This is a genomic window from Pseudomonas sp. LTJR-52 (genome assembly GCF_003691465.1).
Classification (GTDB): domain Bacteria; phylum Pseudomonadota; class Gammaproteobacteria; order Pseudomonadales; family Pseudomonadaceae; genus Chryseomonas; species Chryseomonas luteola.
In genome coordinates this window covers 1,539,852-1,559,566 of record NZ_CP033105.1, presented here as the reverse complement: position 1 = coordinate 1,559,566, position 19,715 = coordinate 1,539,852, and the positions used below count along the sequence as shown (strand labels likewise).

Here is a 19,715-nt window from a genome sequence, read left to right as displayed (position 1 = left end):
GCTCATTTCAGGACTCTGGCCCTTTGGCGTTTGGGTTACGGGTAATGAACATGGCATCACCATAACTAAAGAAACGGTAGTTTTGCTCAACGGCAGCGGCGTAGGCGGCCATTGTCTCAGGATAACCTGCAAAAGCCGAAACCAGCATCAGCAACGTCGACTCGGGCAGGTGAAAGTTGGTCACCAGCGCATCGACAACGTGAAAAGGCTTGCCAGGGTAAAGGAAGATATCCGTATCGCCATTAAAAGCCTTGAGTTGACCGTCTCGCGCAGCGCTTTCCAAGGAGCGGACACTGGTCGTGCCCACTGCAATGACGCGCCCGCCACGGCCCTTGCAGCGCTCGACGGCATCGACGACCGCCTGACTGACCTGCAACCACTCTCGATGCATATGATGATCTTCGATGCGAACGACCCGAACGGGCTGGAACGTACCGGCCCCCACATGCAACGTCACGAATTCGGTTTCGATACCTTTTTCGCGAATGGCTTGCAGCATGGCTTCGTCAAAATGCAGCCCTGCCGTCGGTGCAGCCACAGCCCCTGCATTGCGGGCATAAACGGTCTGATACCGTTCACGATCCTCTTCATCGTCCGGGCGATCAATGTAGGGCGGCAGCGGCATGTGCCCTACCCGCTCCAGAAGCCCCAGCACAGGCTCTGCAAAGCGCAGCTCAAACAGCGCATCATGCCGCGCCAGCATCTCCGCCTCTCCGCCACCCTCGACATGGATGACTGCACCCGGCTTGGGAGACTTGCTGGAACGCACATGAGCCAAGACCCTGAATTCATCCAGGACACGCTCGACAAGTATTTCAAGCTTTCCGCCACTGGCTTTTTGCCCAAACAATCGCGCAGGAATAACCCGCGTATCGTTGAAGATCATGAGATCCTCTGGACGCAGATAGTCCAGCAGGTCGGAAAACTGCTGATGATTGATCGCTCCAGAAGGTCCGTCCAGCACCAGCAGCCGGCTTGCGCGGCGCTCGGATAGCGGATGACGTGCTATGAGCGATTCAGGTAGTTCAAAATAAAAATCGGAAACTTGCATGCAGGCTCATCTCGAAAGGTCGCACAGCTTACCGGAAGAGATGAAATAAGACCATTTAAAGCGTTGACTCGAAACAATCTCATCCCTATACTGCGCCGCCATTGCCTCGGTGGCGGAATCGGTAGACGCGGCGGATTCAAAATCCGTTTCTGGCGACAGAGTGAGAGTTCGAGTCTCTCCCGAGGCACCATACAAAGTTTTCAGGACTTCCCACCAAGTCCCGAAACATCAGAATAACCGGCTCTTGAGCCGGTTTTTTTGTGTCTCACTATCCTGCCCTCTTCTGGTTCTCCCAAGTAATAACTACTTCCTTGGTATAAAGCGTCTCAGGCGTGCCTTGGAGTAGATCATTACAAGCCAACGCGAAAGATTCACCCTCCCGATCTCTCTATGCATCGTTCTGCACCGTTTAACGCAGGCTTGAGCGGTCTTCCTGCCTCACCGCTTTACCCAACCTTTACCTGCCTTGACGTCACGCGACAGCCGTACGGTGCTTTATAGCAGCGAGGCAAAAGCTCTTGCTGAAGGAGGTACGTATGCCAGGTCGAATATTGAAAGTAACCTTACTCATCGGCTGCCTTATCAGTGCAGGTGAAGCCGCGGCTTTTGAGCGTGAGCGGGTTTACGGGCCGCTGACTCATGAGACTTACAAAGCCCCTATTGCTTACCGTCAGCTTCAAAGGCTGGACTACCATAGGTTCCACGCAAGGCACTATTACGCTCCACCGCCACGTCATCGTGCCCATTATCACAAGCCTGCGCCGAGGTATTACAGGTCCGCGCCCCACTGGTAACTAAAAGCCGGTTGACGCTTTGTTTTTAAAGCCTCGTCTTGCACGAGGCTTTTTAATAGTGCATGAACGCCAGGCACACTCCTCCAAGCCTCTTCCGCCAAACGGCGAGAACTCAGGGACCGGAAGTCATGTCATTCTGATACATCTGAGGGGATATGGATATGAAGAACCTGCTGGCCGCATTAGTCAGTCAACTCGCTTGCGAAGGCAAGGTGGAATGCCTGGAAAGAGATGAGAATTTCGCCAGAGTTATTGTCACGACACCACACGGCATCATTGTCGAGCGGGATCTACACGCTACCCAGCTTCATCATGCCGTTCTGCTCAAGGCTGTCGCCGATGAGATAAAAGAAGAAATTCAGGAACGAACCCTGCGTCTTTATGGTGATATTTCCGAATGCTAGCGGCACTCGGCTGACGCCCACTTCCCACCGTTTGGTATTTGAGCATAAGGGTTAGCATGATCGTACGCCCTCAGACCCCATCGCTATGGGTGCTGCTGTTTTCTCTGAAAGGTTCCATTATTCCCGCCATCTGGAAGCGAGTGCTCTACACGGTGCTGCTAAGCTCCTTTGTCGTAGCCACGCATGGCACTCTCTACCACTACAAGGTTATTTTGACAGCTACGCCTTTTACACTTTGGGGACTGACGCTGGCGATATTCTTGGGCTTTCGTAATAGCGTGGCCTACCAGCGCTTTTGGGAAGCGCGGACCCTGTGGGGAGAACTGCTCATCGTCTCTCGCAACCTAGTGCGGCAAACGTTGAGTTTTTTTCCTGGGATGACTGTTGAAGAGCGACGCTCCATAGCCCTTCAACTGACCGCATTCAGCCATGCGCTTCGCGACCACTTGAGAAACGATGACCCAACGCCCGACCTAAAGCGCCTTCTGACACAGAACGACTGCGCCCGGGCGCTGGCAGCCGCCAATCGGCCTAATGTGATACTAGGTCTTATTGGACAGAACATCAGTCAGTTGATGCGGCAACACAACTCCAGCGAAATTCTTCTTAGCTCTGTAGATCAACAGATCAGTCGCCTCTCCTATGTGCTGGGAGGCTGTGAACGCATCAGAAATACACCTATCCCCTATCCCTATATTCTGATGCTGCATCGCACCGTACACATTTACTGTTTTCTACTACCGTTCTGCCTGGTGGATAGCATTGGCTGGTTTACCCCACTTGCTGTTTGCGTACTGGCGTATACCTTTTTTGGACTGGATGCCCTGGGAGATCAGATAGCGGACCCTTTCGATAAGATGCCAAACGACCTGCCACTCAATACCATGTGCAGAGGTCTGGAAATCTCCCTGCTTGAACTGCTGGATGAACGAGACCTCCCGCCCCCTCTACACCCTCAGGACGGTTTATTGCTGTAAGCCTTTCGAGGAAAGACAGGCTTGCCATGCTAACTACCAGGTGTTGCAGTAGAACGCTTATTACGAACAGCAACGCCTCATGCCACGAACCCTATCTCTGCCTACCAGAAAATACCCACCCGCCGGTCTTGCCAGGCGACTAGCTGCGAGCTTCTATGACAGCATCCTGCTTGTTGCCTTGGTAATGGTGGCTACATTAGGTTATTTCGGCGGACTGGCTGCCTGGATGGGAGGTTCCCGCTTCAAGGCAATGGCCGAACAAGGGGAGCTAATAGGCGACCCTATATTGAGCATCCTGATTGTATTGGTCAGCTTTGCTTACTTTGCGGGCTACTGGATACATAACGGCCAAACGCTCGGCATGCAGGCCTGGAAGATCCGAATACAAAATACCGACGGCGCAAGGATTAGTCTGCCTCAAGCCGCCCTGCGCTTCGCTGCTGCTCTTTTCTCGTATCTCTGCCTGGGGGTAGGCCTTTTATGGATATTCGTCGATACACGCAGGCGAAGCTGGTCCGATCTGGCTTCCAAGAGTCAAACCATACATGTCTTGGAGTAGGACACAAAAAAGGCCGAACAGATGAATGTTCAGCCTTTTTCGTGAGGACATCAGCCCGCTTTACGCAATAACCATATGCCTGCTAATGCACAGACTCCTGCAGGCACCAGGACCGCTAGTATGGGTGAGAATCCAAATACCAGACTGGAGGGTCCCAACAGGTCCTGAGCAATACGGAATACGAATCCTACTACCACACCGGTAAAAATACGCTGACCCAATGTTACCGAGCGCAGCGGGCCGAAGATGAATGAAATGGCCATTAATACAAGTGCTGCTGTCACCAGCGGCTGGAATACCTTGCCCCAGAACGCCAGCCAGTAAGAGGCATTATTAAGCCCCTGATCCGCCAGGTAATGGATGTACCACCACAAACCAGAAATGGACAAAGCATCGGGCTCCATCACAACGGTGTCGAGTATTTGTGGTGTCAGTTCGATATCCCAATTTTCTGTTGGAGCTGTTATGACCTCGGTGTGACGATCACGGAAGTGGGTCGTGGAGATCGTTTGCAGCTCCCAATGGTCGCCTCGGTACTCGGCACGCTTGGCAAAGCTTGCCGACAGCAAATGGCGCTGCTCATCAAACTGATAACGTGTAATACCAAACAGAACACCGTTGGGCTGCACTGCATTGATATGAACGTACTCACGTCCCTGACGATGCCACAGGCCATGCTTGGAACTCTGGGCATCACCGCCACCCTGCGCCATTGCACGGTTGCTCTGAGCAATGTTTTCCGACCAGGGAGCGACATATTCACCAATAAGCACGCCTGCAAGCATGATCAGCAGCATAGGCTTCATGACAGCCCAGACAATTCGAGCCAGTGAGACACCAGCGGCTCGCATGATGATCAGCTCACTGCTACTGGCCAGCGAGCCCAGGCCAATTAGACAGCCGATCAGCGCTGCCATGGGCAGAAGCTCATAAGCCCGCCGCGGGCCAGTCAACAGTACATACGTAAGCGCCTGCAGGGCGCCGTAGTTATCATCGAAATCCCCTAGCTGATCGATATAGGCAAACAGCAAGGCCAATCCAAGAATAACGCCAAGAACAGCCAGAATACTGACTAGAACCGAGCGACCTATATAACGATCGAGTTTACTCATGACCTTTCTCCGTAGCACGGCGGCGCATGGACAGGCGCAACGGCTCCCAGAAGGCCAGCAGCAAACCTAACGCAAGAAACAACAGATGAACCGGCCAAAGACCGATGGCAGGCGGAAGCTTGCCCTTATCGAGCGAACCACGGGCGGCAATCAGCAGGGAAAGGTAGGCCATATAAAGCAGGATGGCGGGCAGTAGTTTAAGGAAGCGTCCCTGACGTGGATTGACACGCGATAACGGCACGGCAATCAGCGTCACGATGAAAACCAGCACCGGAATGGAAAGACGCCACTGCAGCTCGGCCTTCTGACGGATGTCATCGCTGGACATCAGGGCACGTGTCGGAATCGCTTCGCGCGCACCTACATCCGTACTGACTTCAGGTTTAGGAAGCAACACTCCGTAGGTATCGTATTGAACCGCACGATAGTCCGCCTGGCCTGGGGTACCGTCATACCGGAAACCATTTTCCAGAATCAGGTAACGACTGCCATCGGAATGGATTTCCTGGTGGCCCTTATCGGCGATCAGCACACCAATGCCCCGATCAGACCCGGCCTTGGCTTCATTCTTTTCAGAAATAAAGACGCCCGAGAGCTGGGTACGATCATTGCTGAGCGCTTCGGTATAGGTCACCCGCGAGCCATCACGCAGCGACTGGAAGCGACCGGGCGCCAGGGTGTCGAACTCGGTCAGCGCATCCTGCTGATTCAAGATCTCACCCACACGCTGAACGCCCATAGGGGTCAGCGACAGACTCAACCAGGCAACAACAAGCGCAATGAATGTTGCCGGTGCCATCGTATAGGCCAGGAGGCGTTGCTGACTCATTCCGGTAGCGGAAAGGACCGTCATCTCACTTTCCAGGTACAGACGGCCATAGGAGAGCAGAATCCCCAAAAATAGACCAAGCGGCAGAATCAGCTCTAGGAAACCGGGGATCCGGTATCCCATGATCATCATCAAGGCGCCAGGATCCAGGATACCCTGCGCAGCTTGAGCCAGATATTTAATGAAGCGACCACTCATGATGATCACCAGCAAAACGGCGCTTACCGCGCCCATGGTGGTGAGAACTTCACGTGCTAGATAACGAAAGACGATCAAACAAGGCTCTCCAGGGTTGTCAGGCTCAGGCGCGTACGCTCAAACTAGCCGCCGTTGCTAAACCGACCCGCGCAAGGCAGCCCGCAGGGCGGCCCCGGCGAAAATAGCTGGCATTATCCTGCAAACCTACTCGTTTGTCTTGGGGAGCTTCTCGTAATGGAATTTCTCGTTAAAAGTGCAAGTCCGGAAACACTGAAAACAGCCACACTGGTTCTTGCTGTTGGTGAACATGGTTATATGGACGCCTCGGCGGCCGCGATCGATACCGCTACCGGTGGCGCCCTGAGCGCTGCAGTCAAGCGCGGTGATCTAGCAGGCAAACCGGGGCAGACGCTGCTGCTGACCGGCCTTACCGGTCTGAAAGCCGAGCGCGTTTTGCTGGTGGGCACTGGAAATACTGAAGAAGGCCTGGGCGATCGCGCATATCGCAAAGTGGTCAGCGCAGCATTAGGCGTACTCAAAGGTTTGGGCGGTACTGATGCCGCCTTCTTCCTCGGCGATGTCAACGTCAAGCAGCGTGACAGCTATGCGAAGGCTCGCCTGCTGGCTGAAATGCTGGCGGATGGCCTGTATGTTTTCGATCGTTTCAAGAGCAAGAAAGCCGAGCCTCGTGCTCTGAAGAAAATCATTCTGGCAGGCAGCAAGGCCGTTCAAGTTGATATGGAGCGAGGCCTTGCCCACGCCCAGGCCATTGCTGCAGGTGTTGCCTATGCCAAGGATTTTGGCAACCTGCCGCCAAACATCTGTAACCCCGCCTACATTGCGGACGAAGCCAAAGCACTTGGCAAGCAGTACAAGGAAACCGGCCTCAAAGTCGATGTACTGGACGAAAAGAAGATGCGCGAGCTGGGCATGGGTTCTTTTCTCGCCGTGGCACAAGGCAGCGAGCAACCGCCCCGCCTGGTAGTGCTTCAATATAAGGGTGCTGCAAAAGACACAGCCCCCCATGTTCTGGTCGGCAAAGGCATTACGTTCGATACCGGCGGCATCAGCATCAAGCCCAGCCAGGGCATGGATGAGATGAAATACGACATGTGTGGTGCTGCCAGCGTACTGGGTACATTCCGTGCCGCGCTCGAGCTCAAGCTCCCAATCAACCTGGTAGGCCTGTTGGCTTGCGCCGAAAACATGCCTAGTGGAACGGCGACCCGCCCTGGCGACATCGTCACAACCATGAGCGGTCAGACGGTGGAAATCCTCAATACAGACGCTGAAGGCCGTCTGGTGCTGTGCGATACACTAACCTATGCCGAACGCTTCAAGCCCCAGTCCGTGATCGATATCGCTACACTGACCGGCGCCTGCGTCACAGCCCTGGGGTCGGTTGTCTCTGGCCTGCTAGGTAACGATGACAACCTGATCCAGCAGATCAAAGCCGCCGGCGATGCGGCTGATGACCGCGTATGGCAGTTGCCTCTGCATGATGAGTATCAAGAGCAACTCGACAGTCCCTTCGCTGATATCGCAAACATTGGTGGCCCTAAAGCAGGCACCATTACGGCAGCGTGCTTCCTGTCGCGCTTTGCCAAGAACTACAAATGGGCTCACCTGGATATTGCCGGCACCGCCTGGATCAGTGGTGGCAAGGACAAGGCCTCTACCGGCCGCCCCGTCCCATTGCTTATGCAGTATCTGCTAGACCGCAGCCAAGGCTGAATCGGTGCAGCGCGATAGGGTTCGCTTCCCTATCGCGCCGCTGCTGCCAGCCATACTCCGGAGCCAGACATGACCCGTGTCGACTTCTATGTTCTTCCCAGCGACGACCCTGACGCTCGACTGACCTTTGCGTGCCGCCTCGCCGAAAAAGCGTGGAGACAGCAGATGCAGACGTATATCCATTGCGCTGACGAAGCCCAACGCAATCAACTGGACGAACGGCTTTGGGACTTCCGTCCCGACAGCTTCCTGCCTCACGACTTTGCCGAGGACAAGCCGGATAGCCCAGTCCTGCTGGGTATTGACACCCAACAGGAGCGAGCCGGCGAACTGTTGATCAACCTGGATACTCGTATTCCTGCTTTCTTTGCCAGCTTCAGCAGAATTGCCGAACTAGTCATCGAAGAGGCTTCAATACGCAAAGCGGCTCGTGAGAATTTCCGCTTTTACCGAGAGCGCGGCTATGCTTTACAAGACCATCGTCTGCCGCGAGTCTGACAATCATGGACAAAGACCTCCCGCCTCGCCCGGCACATCTCATGAATGACCTGGAATCGATCCGCCAGCTATTGGATAAACACGACCTCCCCATGCTTACCGACCGGCTGGACCAGGATGGTATTCCTGTACTGTCCGATGTGGTCGTACCCTCTATTGAACGGCTAAGCGCCATTCCTCCGCTGCTTGATCAGATCGAGCCGGAGCGCGTTTCTCGACAGGATGAGGAATCCCTGGAGAAGCTACTTCGCCAGGAAGCGCGCCTCATACTCCAGGAGGTCATTGCCGAATTCGCACCTAAAGTTGAAGCCGAACTGCAAAAACGCCTGGATGCCCGCCTCGATGAACTGATCAGGCAGCGCGAGCAGGTCTGATTACAAGACGGTCAGTGCTGCGATCAATCGCACCTGACCGTTATCCCCGTTATACTCAAAGGCTTTCCCTCTTTAGACGCCTTTGCCAACGTACATGGACAAGACTTACCAGCCACACGACATCGAAACCTCTTGGTACCAGACCTGGGAATCCAAGGGATACTTCGCGCCTCAGGGCTCCGGCGAGCCCTATACCATTATGATTCCGCCGCCCAACGTCACCGGCAGCCTGCACATGGGCCATGGCTTTAACAATGCCATCATGGACGCCCTGATCCGCTTCCGCCGCATGCAGGGCCGCAATACCCTGTGGCAGCCCGGCACGGACCACGCAGGCATTGCCACCCAGATGGTGGTGGAGCGCCAATTGAGTGCGCAGGGCGTCAGCCGTCATGATCTGGGTCGCGAGAAGTTTCTAGAGAAAGTCTGGGAATGGAAAAACGAGTCTGGCGGCAACATCACTCGCCAGATTCGTCGCCTGGGCTCTTCCGTAGACTGGTCACGCGAACGCTTCACCATGGATGACGGTCTGTCTGAAGCAGTCAAAGAGGCCTTTGTCCGTCTGCACGAGGACGGCCTGATTTATCGCGGCAAGCGCCTGGTCAACTGGGATACCAAGCTGCATACGGCTATCTCCGATCTGGAAGTCGAGAACCATGATGAGAAAGGCTCATTGTGGAACCTGCGCTATCCCCTGGCTGATGGTGCCAAGACGGCAGAGGGCAAGGATTATCTGATCGTTGCCACGACCCGTCCGGAAACCATGCTGGGCGACTCCGCTGTAGCGGTACATCCTGAAGATGAGCGTTACAAGGCACTGATCGGCAAATACATTGAGCTTCCGCTGGTAGGTCGTCGCATCCCGATCGTGGGCGACGACTATTGTGACCCAGAATTTGGCACAGGTTGCGTCAAGATCACTCCTGCTCACGACTTCAATGACTATGAGGTCGGCAAGCGCCATAACCTGCCCCTGATCAATATTTTCGATAAAAACGCAGCGGTACTTGCTACAGCACAAGTATTCAATCTGGATGGCAGCGTAAACACTGAAGTCGACGCAGGGATTCCGTCCGCATACGCGGGCCTGGATCGTTTCGAAGCCCGCAAGCAGATCGTAGCGGCCTTCGACTCTGCCGGTCTTCTAGAGAAAATCGAAGACCATGCGCTGAAAGTACCCAAGGGCGATCGCTCCGGCACTGTTATTGAGCCTTGGCTGACCGATCAATGGTACGTCTCCACCAAGCCTCTGGCTGAAAAAGCCATTGAGGTTGTGGAAAACGGCTCTATTCAGTTCGTACCCAAACAGTACGAGAACATGTACTTTTCCTGGATGCGTGATATTCAGGATTGGTGCATCAGCCGTCAACTCTGGTGGGGCCACCGTATTCCGGCGTGGTATGACGAGGCTGGCAACGTCTATGTTGGTCGCGATGAAGCGGAAGTCCGCATCAAGCACAATTTGGGCGAGATCGCGCTGCGCCAGGACGACGACGTACTCGACACCTGGTTCAGCTCGGGTCTGTGGACATTCTCTACCCTCGGCTGGCCGGAACAGACCGAATTTTTAAAGACGTTCCACCCCACCGACGTTCTGGTAACCGGCTTTGACATCATCTTCTTCTGGGTCGCCCGGATGATCATGCTGTCTACTCACCTGACTGGGCAGATTCCGTTCAAAACCGTCTACGTTCACGGTCTTGTACGCGACGGTCAAGGCCAGAAGATGTCCAAATCCAAGGGCAACGTGCTTGACCCGCTGGATATCGTCGATGGCATTGATCTGGAGAGCCTGCTGCAGAAGCGCACCAGCGGCATGATGCAGCCCAAGCTTGCCGAAAAGATCGCTAAGCAGACCCGGGCCGAATTTCCGGAGGGCATTGCCAGCTATGGTACTGATGCCTTGCGCTTCACATTCTGCTCGCTAGCCTCTACCGGCCGCGACATCAAGTTCGACATGGGTCGCGTCGAAGGCTTCCGCAACTTCTGCAACAAGATCTGGAATGCTGCCAACTTTGTTCTGGAAAATACTGAAGGCAAAGATTGCGGGATCAATGATGAGCCGGTTGAGCTGTCTTCCGTGGACCGCTGGATCATTTCCCAGTTGCAGCGTACTGAAGCTGAAGTGACTCGCCAGTTGGAGCAGTTCCGCTTCGACTTGGCCACTCAAGCGCTTTATGAATTCATCTGGGATGAATATTGCGCTTGGTATCTGGAGCTGGTGAAGCCGGTATTGTGGGATGAAAATGCCTCCATTGAACGTCAGCGCGGCACACGCCGTACCTTGGTACGTGTGCTGGAGGTTGCGCTGCGCCTGGCCCATCCGTTCATGCCTTTCATCACGGAAGAAATCTGGCATCGCATCGCACCGCTTGCCAGCCAACAGGGCGAAACCCTCATGCTGCAGACTTGGCCCGTTGCCAATGAGGCCCGTATCGATAGCGCGGCTGAGGGTGATATCGAGTGGATCAAGGCGCTGATGCTAGGAGTACGACAAATTCGTGGCGAAATGAATATTTCCATGGCCAAGCGCATCGACATTCTGCTCAAGCATGCCAGCGCTGAAGATCAGCGACGCATGAGCGAAAACGAGCCCCTGCTCAAAAAGCTGGCCAAGTTCGAGTCGATCCGCATTCTGGCTGCCGATGAAGAGGCACCGCTTTCTGCTACAGCGCTTGTTGGCGAGATGGAAGTGCTGGTCCCAATGGCCGGATTGATCGACAAAGCTGCCGAGCTAGGCCGCTTGGATAAGGAAATCCAGCGCCTGGAAGGTGAAGTGAAGCGTGTAGGAGGCAAGCTGAGCAACGCCAGTTTCGTGGATAAGGCACCCGCCGAAGTCATTGCCAAGGAGCGCGCCAAGCTGGCCGAGGCCGAACAGGCGCTCACTAAACTGGCCGAGCAGCGTGAGCGTATCGCCAGCCTGTAAAGGTTAAATGCCACAGGAGGCCCGCTTAGGCGGGCCTTTTGGTTTGTTATCGATGGATGCTCAAGGATTGGACAATGGACGTAAGCAAAACCAAGACAAGCTTCTACCGCCGCCTGTACGTCGCCTGGCTGGTCGACTCTGGAGTCGCAACGAGTGTACCGGCCCTGATGGAAGCGACAGGCATGCCCAGACGTACTGCACAGGACACCCTTTCGGCGTTGAGCGATCTGGATATCGATTGTGCATTTGAGCAGACCGAAGGCGCTCGCAACCATGCAGGACATTATGTCATCCGTGATTGGGGCGCTATCGATAAGCGCTGGATCCGCTCCAACCTCCCCACCATAAAAGCCCTGCTGGGCTACCCCTAATCGTTCGAGCCTTTTCATGACTCAGCCACCCAAGCGCCCCGCTGCCCCCAACCTGAATAAAGGGGTTCTGCATCCCCGCAACCGTCACCAGGGGCGCTATGATTTTGCCAAGATGCTTAAGGCCTGCCCTGAACTGGCGCCCTTCGTCATTATCAACCCCTACGGCAAGCAAAGTATCGACTTTGCCGATCCTGCCGCTGTCAAAGTCTTCAATCGCGCCCTGCTCCGGCAATATTATGGAATTGCCCACTGGGATATCCCGGAAGGCTATTTATGCCCCCCCATTCCAGGCCGCGCCGACTATGTTCATTCCCTGGCAGACCTGCTGGCTGAGCGTAATGACGGTATTATTCCTCGTGGCGCTATGATCAGGGCGCTGGATATAGGGGTTGGCGCCAACTGCATCTATCCGCTGATTGGCCATCACGAGTACGGCTGGCATTTCGTTGGGGCCGATATCGACGCAACGGCGCTGGCCTCCGCCAAGACCATCCTGCAAGGCAATCAGCTGACCAAGGCCATATCGTTACGGCAGCAGACCGAGCCGAACCGCACGTTTCGAAACATTATCGCCCCAGATGATCGTTTCGATATAACTCTCTGCAATCCGCCCTTTCATACCTCTCTGGAAGAGGCACGCAGCGGCAGTCAGCGCAAGTGGAAAAACCTTGGCAAACTGGACCCAAAGCGCAAATTACCCGTACTCAATTTCGGCGGTCAGGGCGCTGAGCTATGGTGCAAGGGCGGTGAAGCCCGCTTTGTACGCACCTTGGCAGAAGACAGTGCCTGCTATGGTATGCAGGTGTTCTGGTTTAGTACTCTGGTGTCCAAGGTCTCCAATGTCGACAGTCTGGTGGCTGCTCTAAAGCAGGTCCATGCGGTAGATATCCGTACGATCGACATGTCCCAAGGTCAAAAACGTAGCCGGCTGGTGGCCTGGACTTTTCTTTCACCGGATGCTCAAGACCAGTGGCGCCACACACGCTGGATCAAGAATGCCGATTAAGCCCGTCGCACGGGTGCGGTACACTATCAGGCCACATCTGATTTTCGCGGCAATGTCGCCTGCGCTTCATTGATAGAGAGTCCCATGCCCATTCGCCACGCTATCGTTCACCTGATCGACAAGAAACCCGACGGTCAACCCGCTACGCTGCATGCCCGTGAAGCCGAGCTCGAGGCATCCCAGGCCATCGAAAACCTGATGGCCGATCTCAACGAAAGCTATAACGCCAAACCCAACAAGGCCTGGGGGCTGTTCCATGAGGAGTCTGGCGCCTATCCTTTCAGTGGATGGCTCAATGAGTATCTAGAGGGTGGCAAGAATTTTGTTACCTTCAGCCAGCAGGCTGTCGAACATCTCAAGCAGCTTATGGAAGGCTCAAACCTTTCAACAGGCGGCCATGTTCTCTTTGCCCATTATCAGCAAGGCATGACGGATTACCTCGCCATCGCCCTGCTGCATCATAGTGAAGGCGTAACCGTAACCGACACCCTGGACGTAGCTCCCGCCAAACACCTGGACCTCGGGCAGCTTCATTTGGCGGCACGCATCAATATTTCCGAGTGGCGTAATAACAAGCAGTCCAAGCAATACATCTCCTTTATCAAGGGCAAGGGCGGCAAGAAGGTCTCGGATTATTTTCGTGACTTCATTGGCTGCCAGGAAGGTGTCGATGCGCCCAGCGAGACGCGCACCCTGCTCAAGGCCTTTAGCGACTATGTAGAAAGCGAAGACCTGCCTGAGGAGAAAGCCAAGGAAAAAACCGACACCCTGGTCGACTATGCCAGCACCCAGGCCCGTATTGGCGAGCCCATTGCCCTGGATGAACTGTCGGAGCTGATGAGTGAAGAGCAGCCCAAGGCCTTCTATGATTACATCCGCAACAAGGACTACGGACTTGCGCCTGAAATCCCTGCAGACAAGCGCACCCTCAACCAATTCCGCCGCTTTACGGGGCGCGCCGAGGGACTATCCATCAGCTTCGAGGCTCACCTGCTTGGCTCCAAGGTAGAATACGACGAGTCTCAGGACGTATTGATCATCCGACAAGTCCCTACCCAGCTAAAAGATCAGATCAAGCGCCGCAAGGACTGACCGCCAAGCAGAGTGACAGCCCTGATCGCTCTGCCTGTCAGCCTCATAGCGTTTCGATATTGAATCCTATTCTGGGAAAGTGAACGTGGACAATGCCGGCACGCTCGTCCTCACGTCTTAGAATTACTTCCTCTGCCCCGGCATACAGCAATTCACCTTCTACAGTCTCCAGGCCATAATCCTGAGCTGAAATCGCTACACGATCGCCTTGAGTAAGGCCCGCCGGCAAGAACATTTCCCCTTCTGGAATAGGGGCAGGATCGGAATCATACGCAATGCGTATGGCCTCCTCTGCGCTCAGGTCGGAATAAGTGCCATGACCGAACCCCTGCACGCGGCCTAGCCAGGCGGATACTTCAGAATATGCATCTACCAGAGGCGCAGTCTGGCGAGCTGACTGCAAAAACCAGAGGCAATGCGCCAGCGAGAAATCTGCGATAGAGGGAGCATTGAAGAGGTATTCGCCACTGCTGCGCGCCAATTGCTCCTCAAGTCGTGCCATTAGGGTAGGCCAATGTTGCGCCGCCTGCCTTGCTGTAACCCGAGGAGCATTTCCCTTTTCAAAAAGCGCCTTACGGTCCGCCATGAACGCTTGAGCCTGCTCAGGCGGAACATTGGCCATGCGCTCGGCGATGACGTCGGGCTGGAAAATCAGTGCCACGGCATGCTGGAACACTACACTATCGGCCCAGGCTGCAAAGGCGCGACAGGCAAACTCCTGCCCTTCCGGAAAGAGTGTGGGAGTGACCTTGGCCTGTTCCAGGCGCTGCGCGATCAGCGCCGTATCACAATAGGTATCCGCCCCGACCTGAAGCACAGGCGTCTTACGATAGCCGCCGGTCAATGCGGTGAGATCCGGCTTTGGCATGACACGGGGAATAATGACAGAGCGCCAGGACAACTGCTTGAATCCCATCAGCAGATGCACTTTCTCGGCAAAAGGAGAGGTCCAGTAGTGATGCAGGATGAGATCGGTCATGCGCACGCCCTCTTATTGGAGAAGCGCAGAGTAACCGCCCTCCCCCTTGAAGACTATCCTCCCTGAGCCACTATCATGGCTTCCTTGATGTTCTTTTTGAGTTTTTTAATGGCGCGTTCACGGCGAAGCGCTGCAGATTTGTCTACACACGGCTCCGTATAGACCAGTGCCTTGGCAGGACTTGAATGAAAAAAGCGAGCCCCCTTACCTTGTTGGTGAGCCTTGAAACGGCGCTGAGGGTTATCGCTGATGCCGCAGTAGAGTGAGCCATTTTCAGCTCTGACCAGATAGACGAACCACGGCCGCAGCGGATGAGTCATGGTCAAGGATAAGGGTAAAGCGTCCACGTACAGCAAGCCATTCAACCAGAGAGCGTAGCTGTATTCTCCCGCCTGGCCCGGTAAAAGAACAGCCTATAAGAAAGGCGCCCTGAGGCGCCTTTCTTGATGGATCAGTGAAGGATCTGACCCAGGAAGAGCTTGGTACGCTCGTTTTGAGGATTATCGAAGAACTGATCTGGCGGGGCCTGCTCCACGATTTCACCCTTGTCCATGAAAATCACACGGTTTGCTACCGTTCGGGCAAAACCCATTTCGTGAGTCACGCACAGCATGGTCATACCATCCTGAGCAAGACCGATCATGGTATCGAGCACCTCCTTTACCATTTCCGGGTCAAGTGCTGAAGTAGGCTCGTCAAACAGCATGATCTTGGGCTTCATGCACAACGCGCGGGCTATGGCCACACGCTGTTGCTGACCACCGGAGAGCTGTCCCGGATACTTGTGAGCCTGATCTGGAATGCGTACGCGCTTCAGATAATGCATCGCGACTTCTTCGGCTTCCTTTTTGGGTAGCTTACGTACCCAGATAGGGGCTAGCGTACAGTTTTCCAGTACCGTCAGATGAGGGAACAGATTGAAATGCTGGAAGACCATCCCGACTTCACGGCGAATGGCCTCGATGTTTTTCAGGTCCCCATTGAGCTCTACATCATCAACGACAATACTGCCCTTCTGATGCTCTTCCAGACGATTGATACAGCGGATCGTGGTCGACTTGCCTGACCCTGACGGGCCGCAAAGCACGATACGCTCGCCCTGTCGGACCGTCAGATTGATGTCCTTAAGCACGTGGAACTGACCGTACCACTTGTTCACATCTTGCATCTGGATCATGATCTTGTCACCGATGCCCAGAGTCTTGGCATTTTCACTCATGCTGATTCGCTCCTTAGCGGCGATGGCCGGTGTCGAGACGGCGTTCCAGACGCTGACTGTACTGCGACATACCGAAACAGAAAGCCCAATAAATCAATGCGCCAAAGACATAGCCTTCGGTCGACATACCCAGCCAGGCTGGATCAACGGTAGCCTGGTGCAGGCTGTTCAAGAGATCGAACAGACCAATGATGATCACCAGACTGGTATCCTTGAACAGCGCGATAAACGTGTTCACGATTCCCGGGATCACCAGCTTCAATGCCTGAGGCAGTATGACCAGCCCCATGGCGCGCCAGTAGCCCAGCCCCATGGCTGACGCCGCTTCGTACTGCCCTTTCGGGATCGCCTGCAAACCACCACGCACGACTTCGGCAATGTAAGCTGACTGGAACAGGATGACGCCAATCAGTGCCCGCAAGAGTTTGTCGAAGCTCATACCTTCAGGCAGGAACAACGGCAGCATGACGGATGACATGAACAACACCGTGATCAACGGAATACCCCGCCAGAACTCGATAAAGGTCACGCACAACACGCGTACGGCCGGCATTTCCGAACGACGTCCCAATGCCAGGAATATACCCAGCGGCAGCGCACCGGCAATACCTACAGAGGCAATGACCAGTGTCAGCGTCAGGCCACCCCAACGGCTAGTGGGCACCGCGTCGAGACCCAGCACGCCGCCATGCAGCAACACCCAGGCAACAACGGGATAAACGATCAGAAAAACGATGCCATAAACTACCTTTCGGGGCATCGCTTTGATGAACAGCGGTGCAGCACCCAGAACCGCGAGCACCAGCGCTACATCCACACGCCAGCGCAGCTCCGGCGGGTAAAACCCGTACATGAACTGACCAAAGCGCATCTTGATGAATACCCAGCATGCGCCTCCCGGCGTACAGTCGGAACGCTCGGTCCCGCTGAACGTTGCATCCAGGAAAGCCCATTTGATCATGGGCGGAACCAACAGCCAGACCAGATACAAAGCAAGTAACGTAAGCAGCGTGTTGTAAACGCTGGAAAACAGATTGGCCCGCATCCAGGCCCACGCACCGATCGAGCGATTCGGCGGCGGCAGATCAGGTTTGAACGTATGTGTAGTCATGATCGCCTCTTATCGCTCACGCAAAGCCATTCGCTTGTTGTACACGTTCATTAACAGCGAAATGCTCAGGCTGATAACCAGATAGACTGACATCGTGATGGCAATGGTCTCGATCGCCTGCCCGGTCTGGTTCAGTACCGTACCGGCAAACAGCGACACCATGTCCGGATAGCCAATACCGGCAGCCAATGATGAGTTCTTAGTCAGGTTAAGGTATTGGCTGGTCAGTGGCGGGATGATGACCCGCATGGACTGGGGAATGATGACCAGGCGTAGCGTCCGACTAGGCTTCAGCCCCAGGGAATTGGCTGCTTCGGTCTGCCCATGGCTCACCGACTGGATACCCGAACGTACCGTTTCAGCAATGAATGCTGCGGTATAAACGGAGAGTGCCACCAGCAAGGCGAACAGCTCAGGAATCACCACCCAGCCGCCCTGAAAGTTAAAGCCCTTGAGCTGCGGAACGGTCCAATGGAACGGTGCACCAAATATCAGGGCTGCCAAACCTGGCAGAACGATCAGCAAAGCGATAATCGAGATCAGCAGCGGAAAGCCTCTTCCGGTCCTGTCACGCCGAACCTTTACCCAGCGCGCCAGGGCAATACTGGCCACAACAGCTAGCGCAATCGCCACCAGGAACGGTACGACATCTTCTGCCGACACGGGTGCTGGAACGTACAGTCCTCGGTTGTTCAGAAACAACGTGTCGAAGAAGCTGAGGCTCTGTCGGGGTCCAGGCACCAGACGCAATACAGCGAAATACCAGAAGAATATCTGGAGCAGTGGCGGAATGTTGCGAAAGGTCTCAATATAGATCGCGGCGAGTTTACGTACCAGCCAGTTCGGCGAAAGACGAGCAATACCGATGATAAAGCCCAGCACAGTGGCCAGGATGATACCCAGGATGGATACCAGAAGCGTATTCGCCAGGCCGACCAGAAAGAGTCGTCCATAAGAATCCGATTCCTTGTAGTCGATCAGACTCTGGCTAACGCCAAAGCCTGCGCTATGCTCAAGAAAAGCAAAACCGGAGGTGATCCCCCGGTGTTCCAGGTTGGTTTGTGTGTTGTTGAACAAGTACCAGCCAAGTGCAGCGACCGCCACAATAGCCAGTATCTGAAACGCCCAGGCGCGAGCGCGCGGATCGTTGATCAACGACCCAGACGTGCCTATTGATTTAGACATGATGTTTTCCGAGATGCGATGAAACAAAACGCCGCGACCTGGCTATTAACCAGGCCGCGGCGATAGGCAAATCAGCGCACGGGAGGTGCGTACAGGATGCCGCCTTTGTTCCATTGAGCATTCAGGCCGCGCTTGATCTTGAGCGCACTACCCATGCCGACGTTACGCTCGAAGACCTCGCCATAGTTACCAACCTGCTTGACGATCTGAACCGCCCAATCTTTGGGCAGCTTCAGGTCGTTACCAAAGTTGCCTTCGGCACCCAGCATACGAGCCACATCAGGATTCTTGGCGTTCTTGGCCATGTCTTCCACGTTGGCAGAGGTAATACCTAGTTCCTCAGCGCCGATCATGGCGAATAGCGACCATTTTGCAATGGCAAACCATTCATCATCACCTCGGCGTACAGCAGGACCGAGAGGCTCCTTGGAGATCACTTCCGGCAGAACCACGTAATCGTCCGGGTTGGCCAGCTTGATACGCTGGGCATAGAGTTGAGACTGGTCAGACGTCAGTACGTCACAACGTCCGGCTTCGAGGGACTTGGCGCTTTCGTCAGAACGATCATAAGTGATCGGGGTGTACTTCATGCCATTGGCACGGAAGTAGTCAGACACGTTCAGTTCGGTCGTGGTACCCGCCTGAATGCAGATCGTTGCACCGTCGAGTTCTTTAGCACTTGAAACACCCAGCTTCTTATTGACTAGAAAACCAACGCCGTCGTAGTACGTTACGCCCGTGAAATTCATACCCATGCCAGCGTCCCGTGAACTGGTCCAGGTAGTATTACGGGAGAGAATATCGATTTCGCCAGACTGCAACGCCGTGAAGCGCTCCTTGGCAGTCAATGGTGAATAGCGGACTTTCTCGGCGTCACCGAATACGGCAGCAGCCACTGCCCGGCATACATCAACATCAAGACCTGCATACTTGCCACCCGCCTCTGCATAGGAGAAGCCAGGCAGACCATCACTGATACCGCACTGCACGAAGCCCTTTTTCTTCACGGCATCCAAGGTCGCACCTGCATGGGCGAAGCCACTGACACCCAATACAGCCGCAGTGGTCAGAATCGCCAGGGTGGATTTCACCATTTTCATCGATAACCTCCAGTTGTTATAAAAGTCAGCATCCGGTCCCGCTTGCCCTTTAGGGCTTGTACGCAGCCATGAGAGCAACGTATACATCGCAAGAACCATCGAGGAATTGAGAGGTTCAACCCCTTCGCTCTCGGCTCGCTGCTGGAAATATTTGTTTTTATTTGCTTGACCGAGTGGCCTTTAATACACCAGACAA

19 protein-coding genes and 1 tRNA gene are annotated in these 19,715 nt (G+C 54.8%); 11 read left to right on the top strand and 9 right to left on the bottom strand.

What is annotated here, in order from left to right:
• Positions 1-7 precede the first annotated feature (7 nt).
• Positions 8-1,051 (bottom strand): tRNA preQ1(34) S-adenosylmethionine ribosyltransferase-isomerase QueA, encoded by a 1,044-nt coding sequence (gene queA, locus EAW52_RS07145; protein ID WP_122041927.1) that lies wholly within the window; start codon positions 1,049-1,051, stop codon positions 8-10.
• A 103-nt stretch (positions 1,052-1,154) separates the two neighbouring features.
• Between queA and EAW52_RS07140 the strand changes: the two genes are divergently transcribed.
• From EAW52_RS07140 to EAW52_RS07125, 4 genes are all read left to right on the top strand, one after another.
• Positions 1,155-1,241, top strand: a tRNA-Leu gene (locus EAW52_RS07140).
• A gap of 765 nt (positions 1,242-2,006) precedes the next feature.
• Entirely contained in the window at positions 2,007-2,249 is a 243-nt protein-coding gene (locus EAW52_RS07135; RefSeq protein WP_010795338.1) for a hypothetical protein, read from the top strand.
• A gap of 56 nt (positions 2,250-2,305) precedes the next feature.
• Positions 2,306-3,226: a bestrophin family protein gene (locus tag EAW52_RS07130; RefSeq protein ID WP_122041926.1), complete on the top strand. Its 921-nt coding sequence runs from the start codon at positions 2,306-2,308 to the stop codon at positions 3,224-3,226.
• 79 nt (positions 3,227-3,305) lie between these two features.
• Complete coding sequence (locus EAW52_RS07125; RefSeq protein WP_122041925.1) at positions 3,306-3,785, top strand: RDD family protein; 480 nt, start codon at positions 3,306-3,308, stop codon at positions 3,783-3,785.
• Between the two features lie 50 nt (positions 3,786-3,835).
• Here the strand turns inward: EAW52_RS07125 and lptG are convergent, their stop codons facing one another.
• Together lptG and lptF are read right to left on the bottom strand one after the other, a co-directional pair.
• Positions 3,836-4,897, bottom strand: a complete 1,062-nt coding sequence (gene lptG / locus EAW52_RS07120; RefSeq protein WP_010795341.1) for an LPS export ABC transporter permease LptG — start codon at positions 4,895-4,897, stop codon at positions 3,836-3,838.
• Positions 4,890-6,002 (bottom strand): LPS export ABC transporter permease LptF, encoded by a 1,113-nt coding sequence (lptF, locus tag EAW52_RS07115; RefSeq protein WP_122041924.1) that lies wholly within the window; start codon positions 6,000-6,002, stop codon positions 4,890-4,892. Before lptF ends, lptG begins: the two co-directional genes overlap by 8 nt.
• Before the next feature lie 156 nt (positions 6,003-6,158).
• Between lptF and EAW52_RS07110 the strand changes: the two genes are divergently transcribed.
• From EAW52_RS07110 to yejK, 7 genes are all read left to right on the top strand, one after another.
• A complete protein-coding gene (locus EAW52_RS07110) occupies positions 6,159-7,658 on the top strand; it encodes a leucyl aminopeptidase (RefSeq protein ID WP_122041923.1) in 1,500 nt (499 codons plus the stop codon).
• Positions 7,659-7,727: 69 nt separating this feature from the next.
• The gene (locus EAW52_RS07105; protein WP_122041922.1) at positions 7,728-8,156 is read left to right on the top strand and encodes a DNA polymerase III subunit chi; all 429 of its coding nucleotides are present in this window, start codon (positions 7,728-7,730) and stop codon (positions 8,154-8,156) included.
• A gap of 5 nt (positions 8,157-8,161) precedes the next feature.
• On the top strand, positions 8,162-8,530 hold the full coding sequence (locus EAW52_RS07100) for a hypothetical protein (protein WP_122041921.1): 369 nt from the start codon (positions 8,162-8,164) through the stop codon (positions 8,528-8,530).
• Positions 8,531-8,624: 94 nt separating this feature from the next.
• Positions 8,625-11,456: a valine--tRNA ligase gene (locus EAW52_RS07095; protein WP_122041920.1), complete on the top strand. Its 2,832-nt coding sequence runs from the start codon at positions 8,625-8,627 to the stop codon at positions 11,454-11,456.
• 74 nt (positions 11,457-11,530) lie between these two features.
• Complete coding sequence (locus EAW52_RS07090) at positions 11,531-11,827, top strand: helix-turn-helix domain-containing protein (protein ID WP_010795347.1); 297 nt, start codon at positions 11,531-11,533, stop codon at positions 11,825-11,827.
• Positions 11,828-11,843: 16 nt separating this feature from the next.
• Positions 11,844-12,833 carry a 23S rRNA (adenine(1618)-N(6))-methyltransferase RlmF gene (gene rlmF / locus EAW52_RS07085; protein ID WP_122041919.1) on the top strand — a complete coding sequence of 330 codons (990 nt, stop codon included), beginning with the start codon at positions 11,844-11,846 and terminating at the stop codon, positions 12,831-12,833.
• Positions 12,834-12,917: 84 nt separating this feature from the next.
• A complete protein-coding gene (yejK, locus tag EAW52_RS07080) occupies positions 12,918-13,925 on the top strand; it encodes a nucleoid-associated protein YejK (RefSeq protein ID WP_122041918.1) in 1,008 nt (335 codons plus the stop codon).
• 43 nt (positions 13,926-13,968) lie between these two features.
• On the opposite strand, the gene EAW52_RS07075 is transcribed toward yejK, so the two are convergent.
• The 6 genes from EAW52_RS07075 to EAW52_RS07050 all read right to left on the bottom strand — a co-directional run bounded on the left by EAW52_RS07075 (position 13,969) and on the right by EAW52_RS07050 (position 19,519).
• Positions 13,969-14,904 (bottom strand): glutathione S-transferase family protein, encoded by a 936-nt coding sequence (locus EAW52_RS07075; protein WP_122041917.1) that lies wholly within the window; start codon positions 14,902-14,904, stop codon positions 13,969-13,971.
• Between the two features lie 53 nt (positions 14,905-14,957).
• Complete coding sequence (locus EAW52_RS07070) at positions 14,958-15,224, bottom strand: GIY-YIG nuclease family protein (protein WP_122041916.1); 267 nt, start codon at positions 15,222-15,224, stop codon at positions 14,958-14,960.
• Positions 15,225-15,355: 131 nt separating this feature from the next.
• The gene (locus EAW52_RS07065) at positions 15,356-16,123 is read right to left on the bottom strand and encodes an amino acid ABC transporter ATP-binding protein (RefSeq protein WP_122041915.1); all 768 of its coding nucleotides are present in this window, start codon (positions 16,121-16,123) and stop codon (positions 15,356-15,358) included.
• A gap of 13 nt (positions 16,124-16,136) precedes the next feature.
• Complete coding sequence (locus EAW52_RS07060) at positions 16,137-17,234, bottom strand: amino acid ABC transporter permease (protein WP_122041914.1); 1,098 nt, start codon at positions 17,232-17,234, stop codon at positions 16,137-16,139.
• Positions 17,235-17,243: 9 nt separating this feature from the next.
• A complete protein-coding gene (locus EAW52_RS07055) occupies positions 17,244-18,419 on the bottom strand; it encodes an amino acid ABC transporter permease (protein ID WP_122041913.1) in 1,176 nt (391 codons plus the stop codon).
• Positions 18,420-18,490: 71 nt separating this feature from the next.
• Complete coding sequence (locus EAW52_RS07050; RefSeq protein ID WP_074824850.1) at positions 18,491-19,519, bottom strand: amino acid ABC transporter substrate-binding protein; 1,029 nt, start codon at positions 19,517-19,519, stop codon at positions 18,491-18,493.
• Positions 19,520-19,715: the final 196 nt, after the last annotated feature.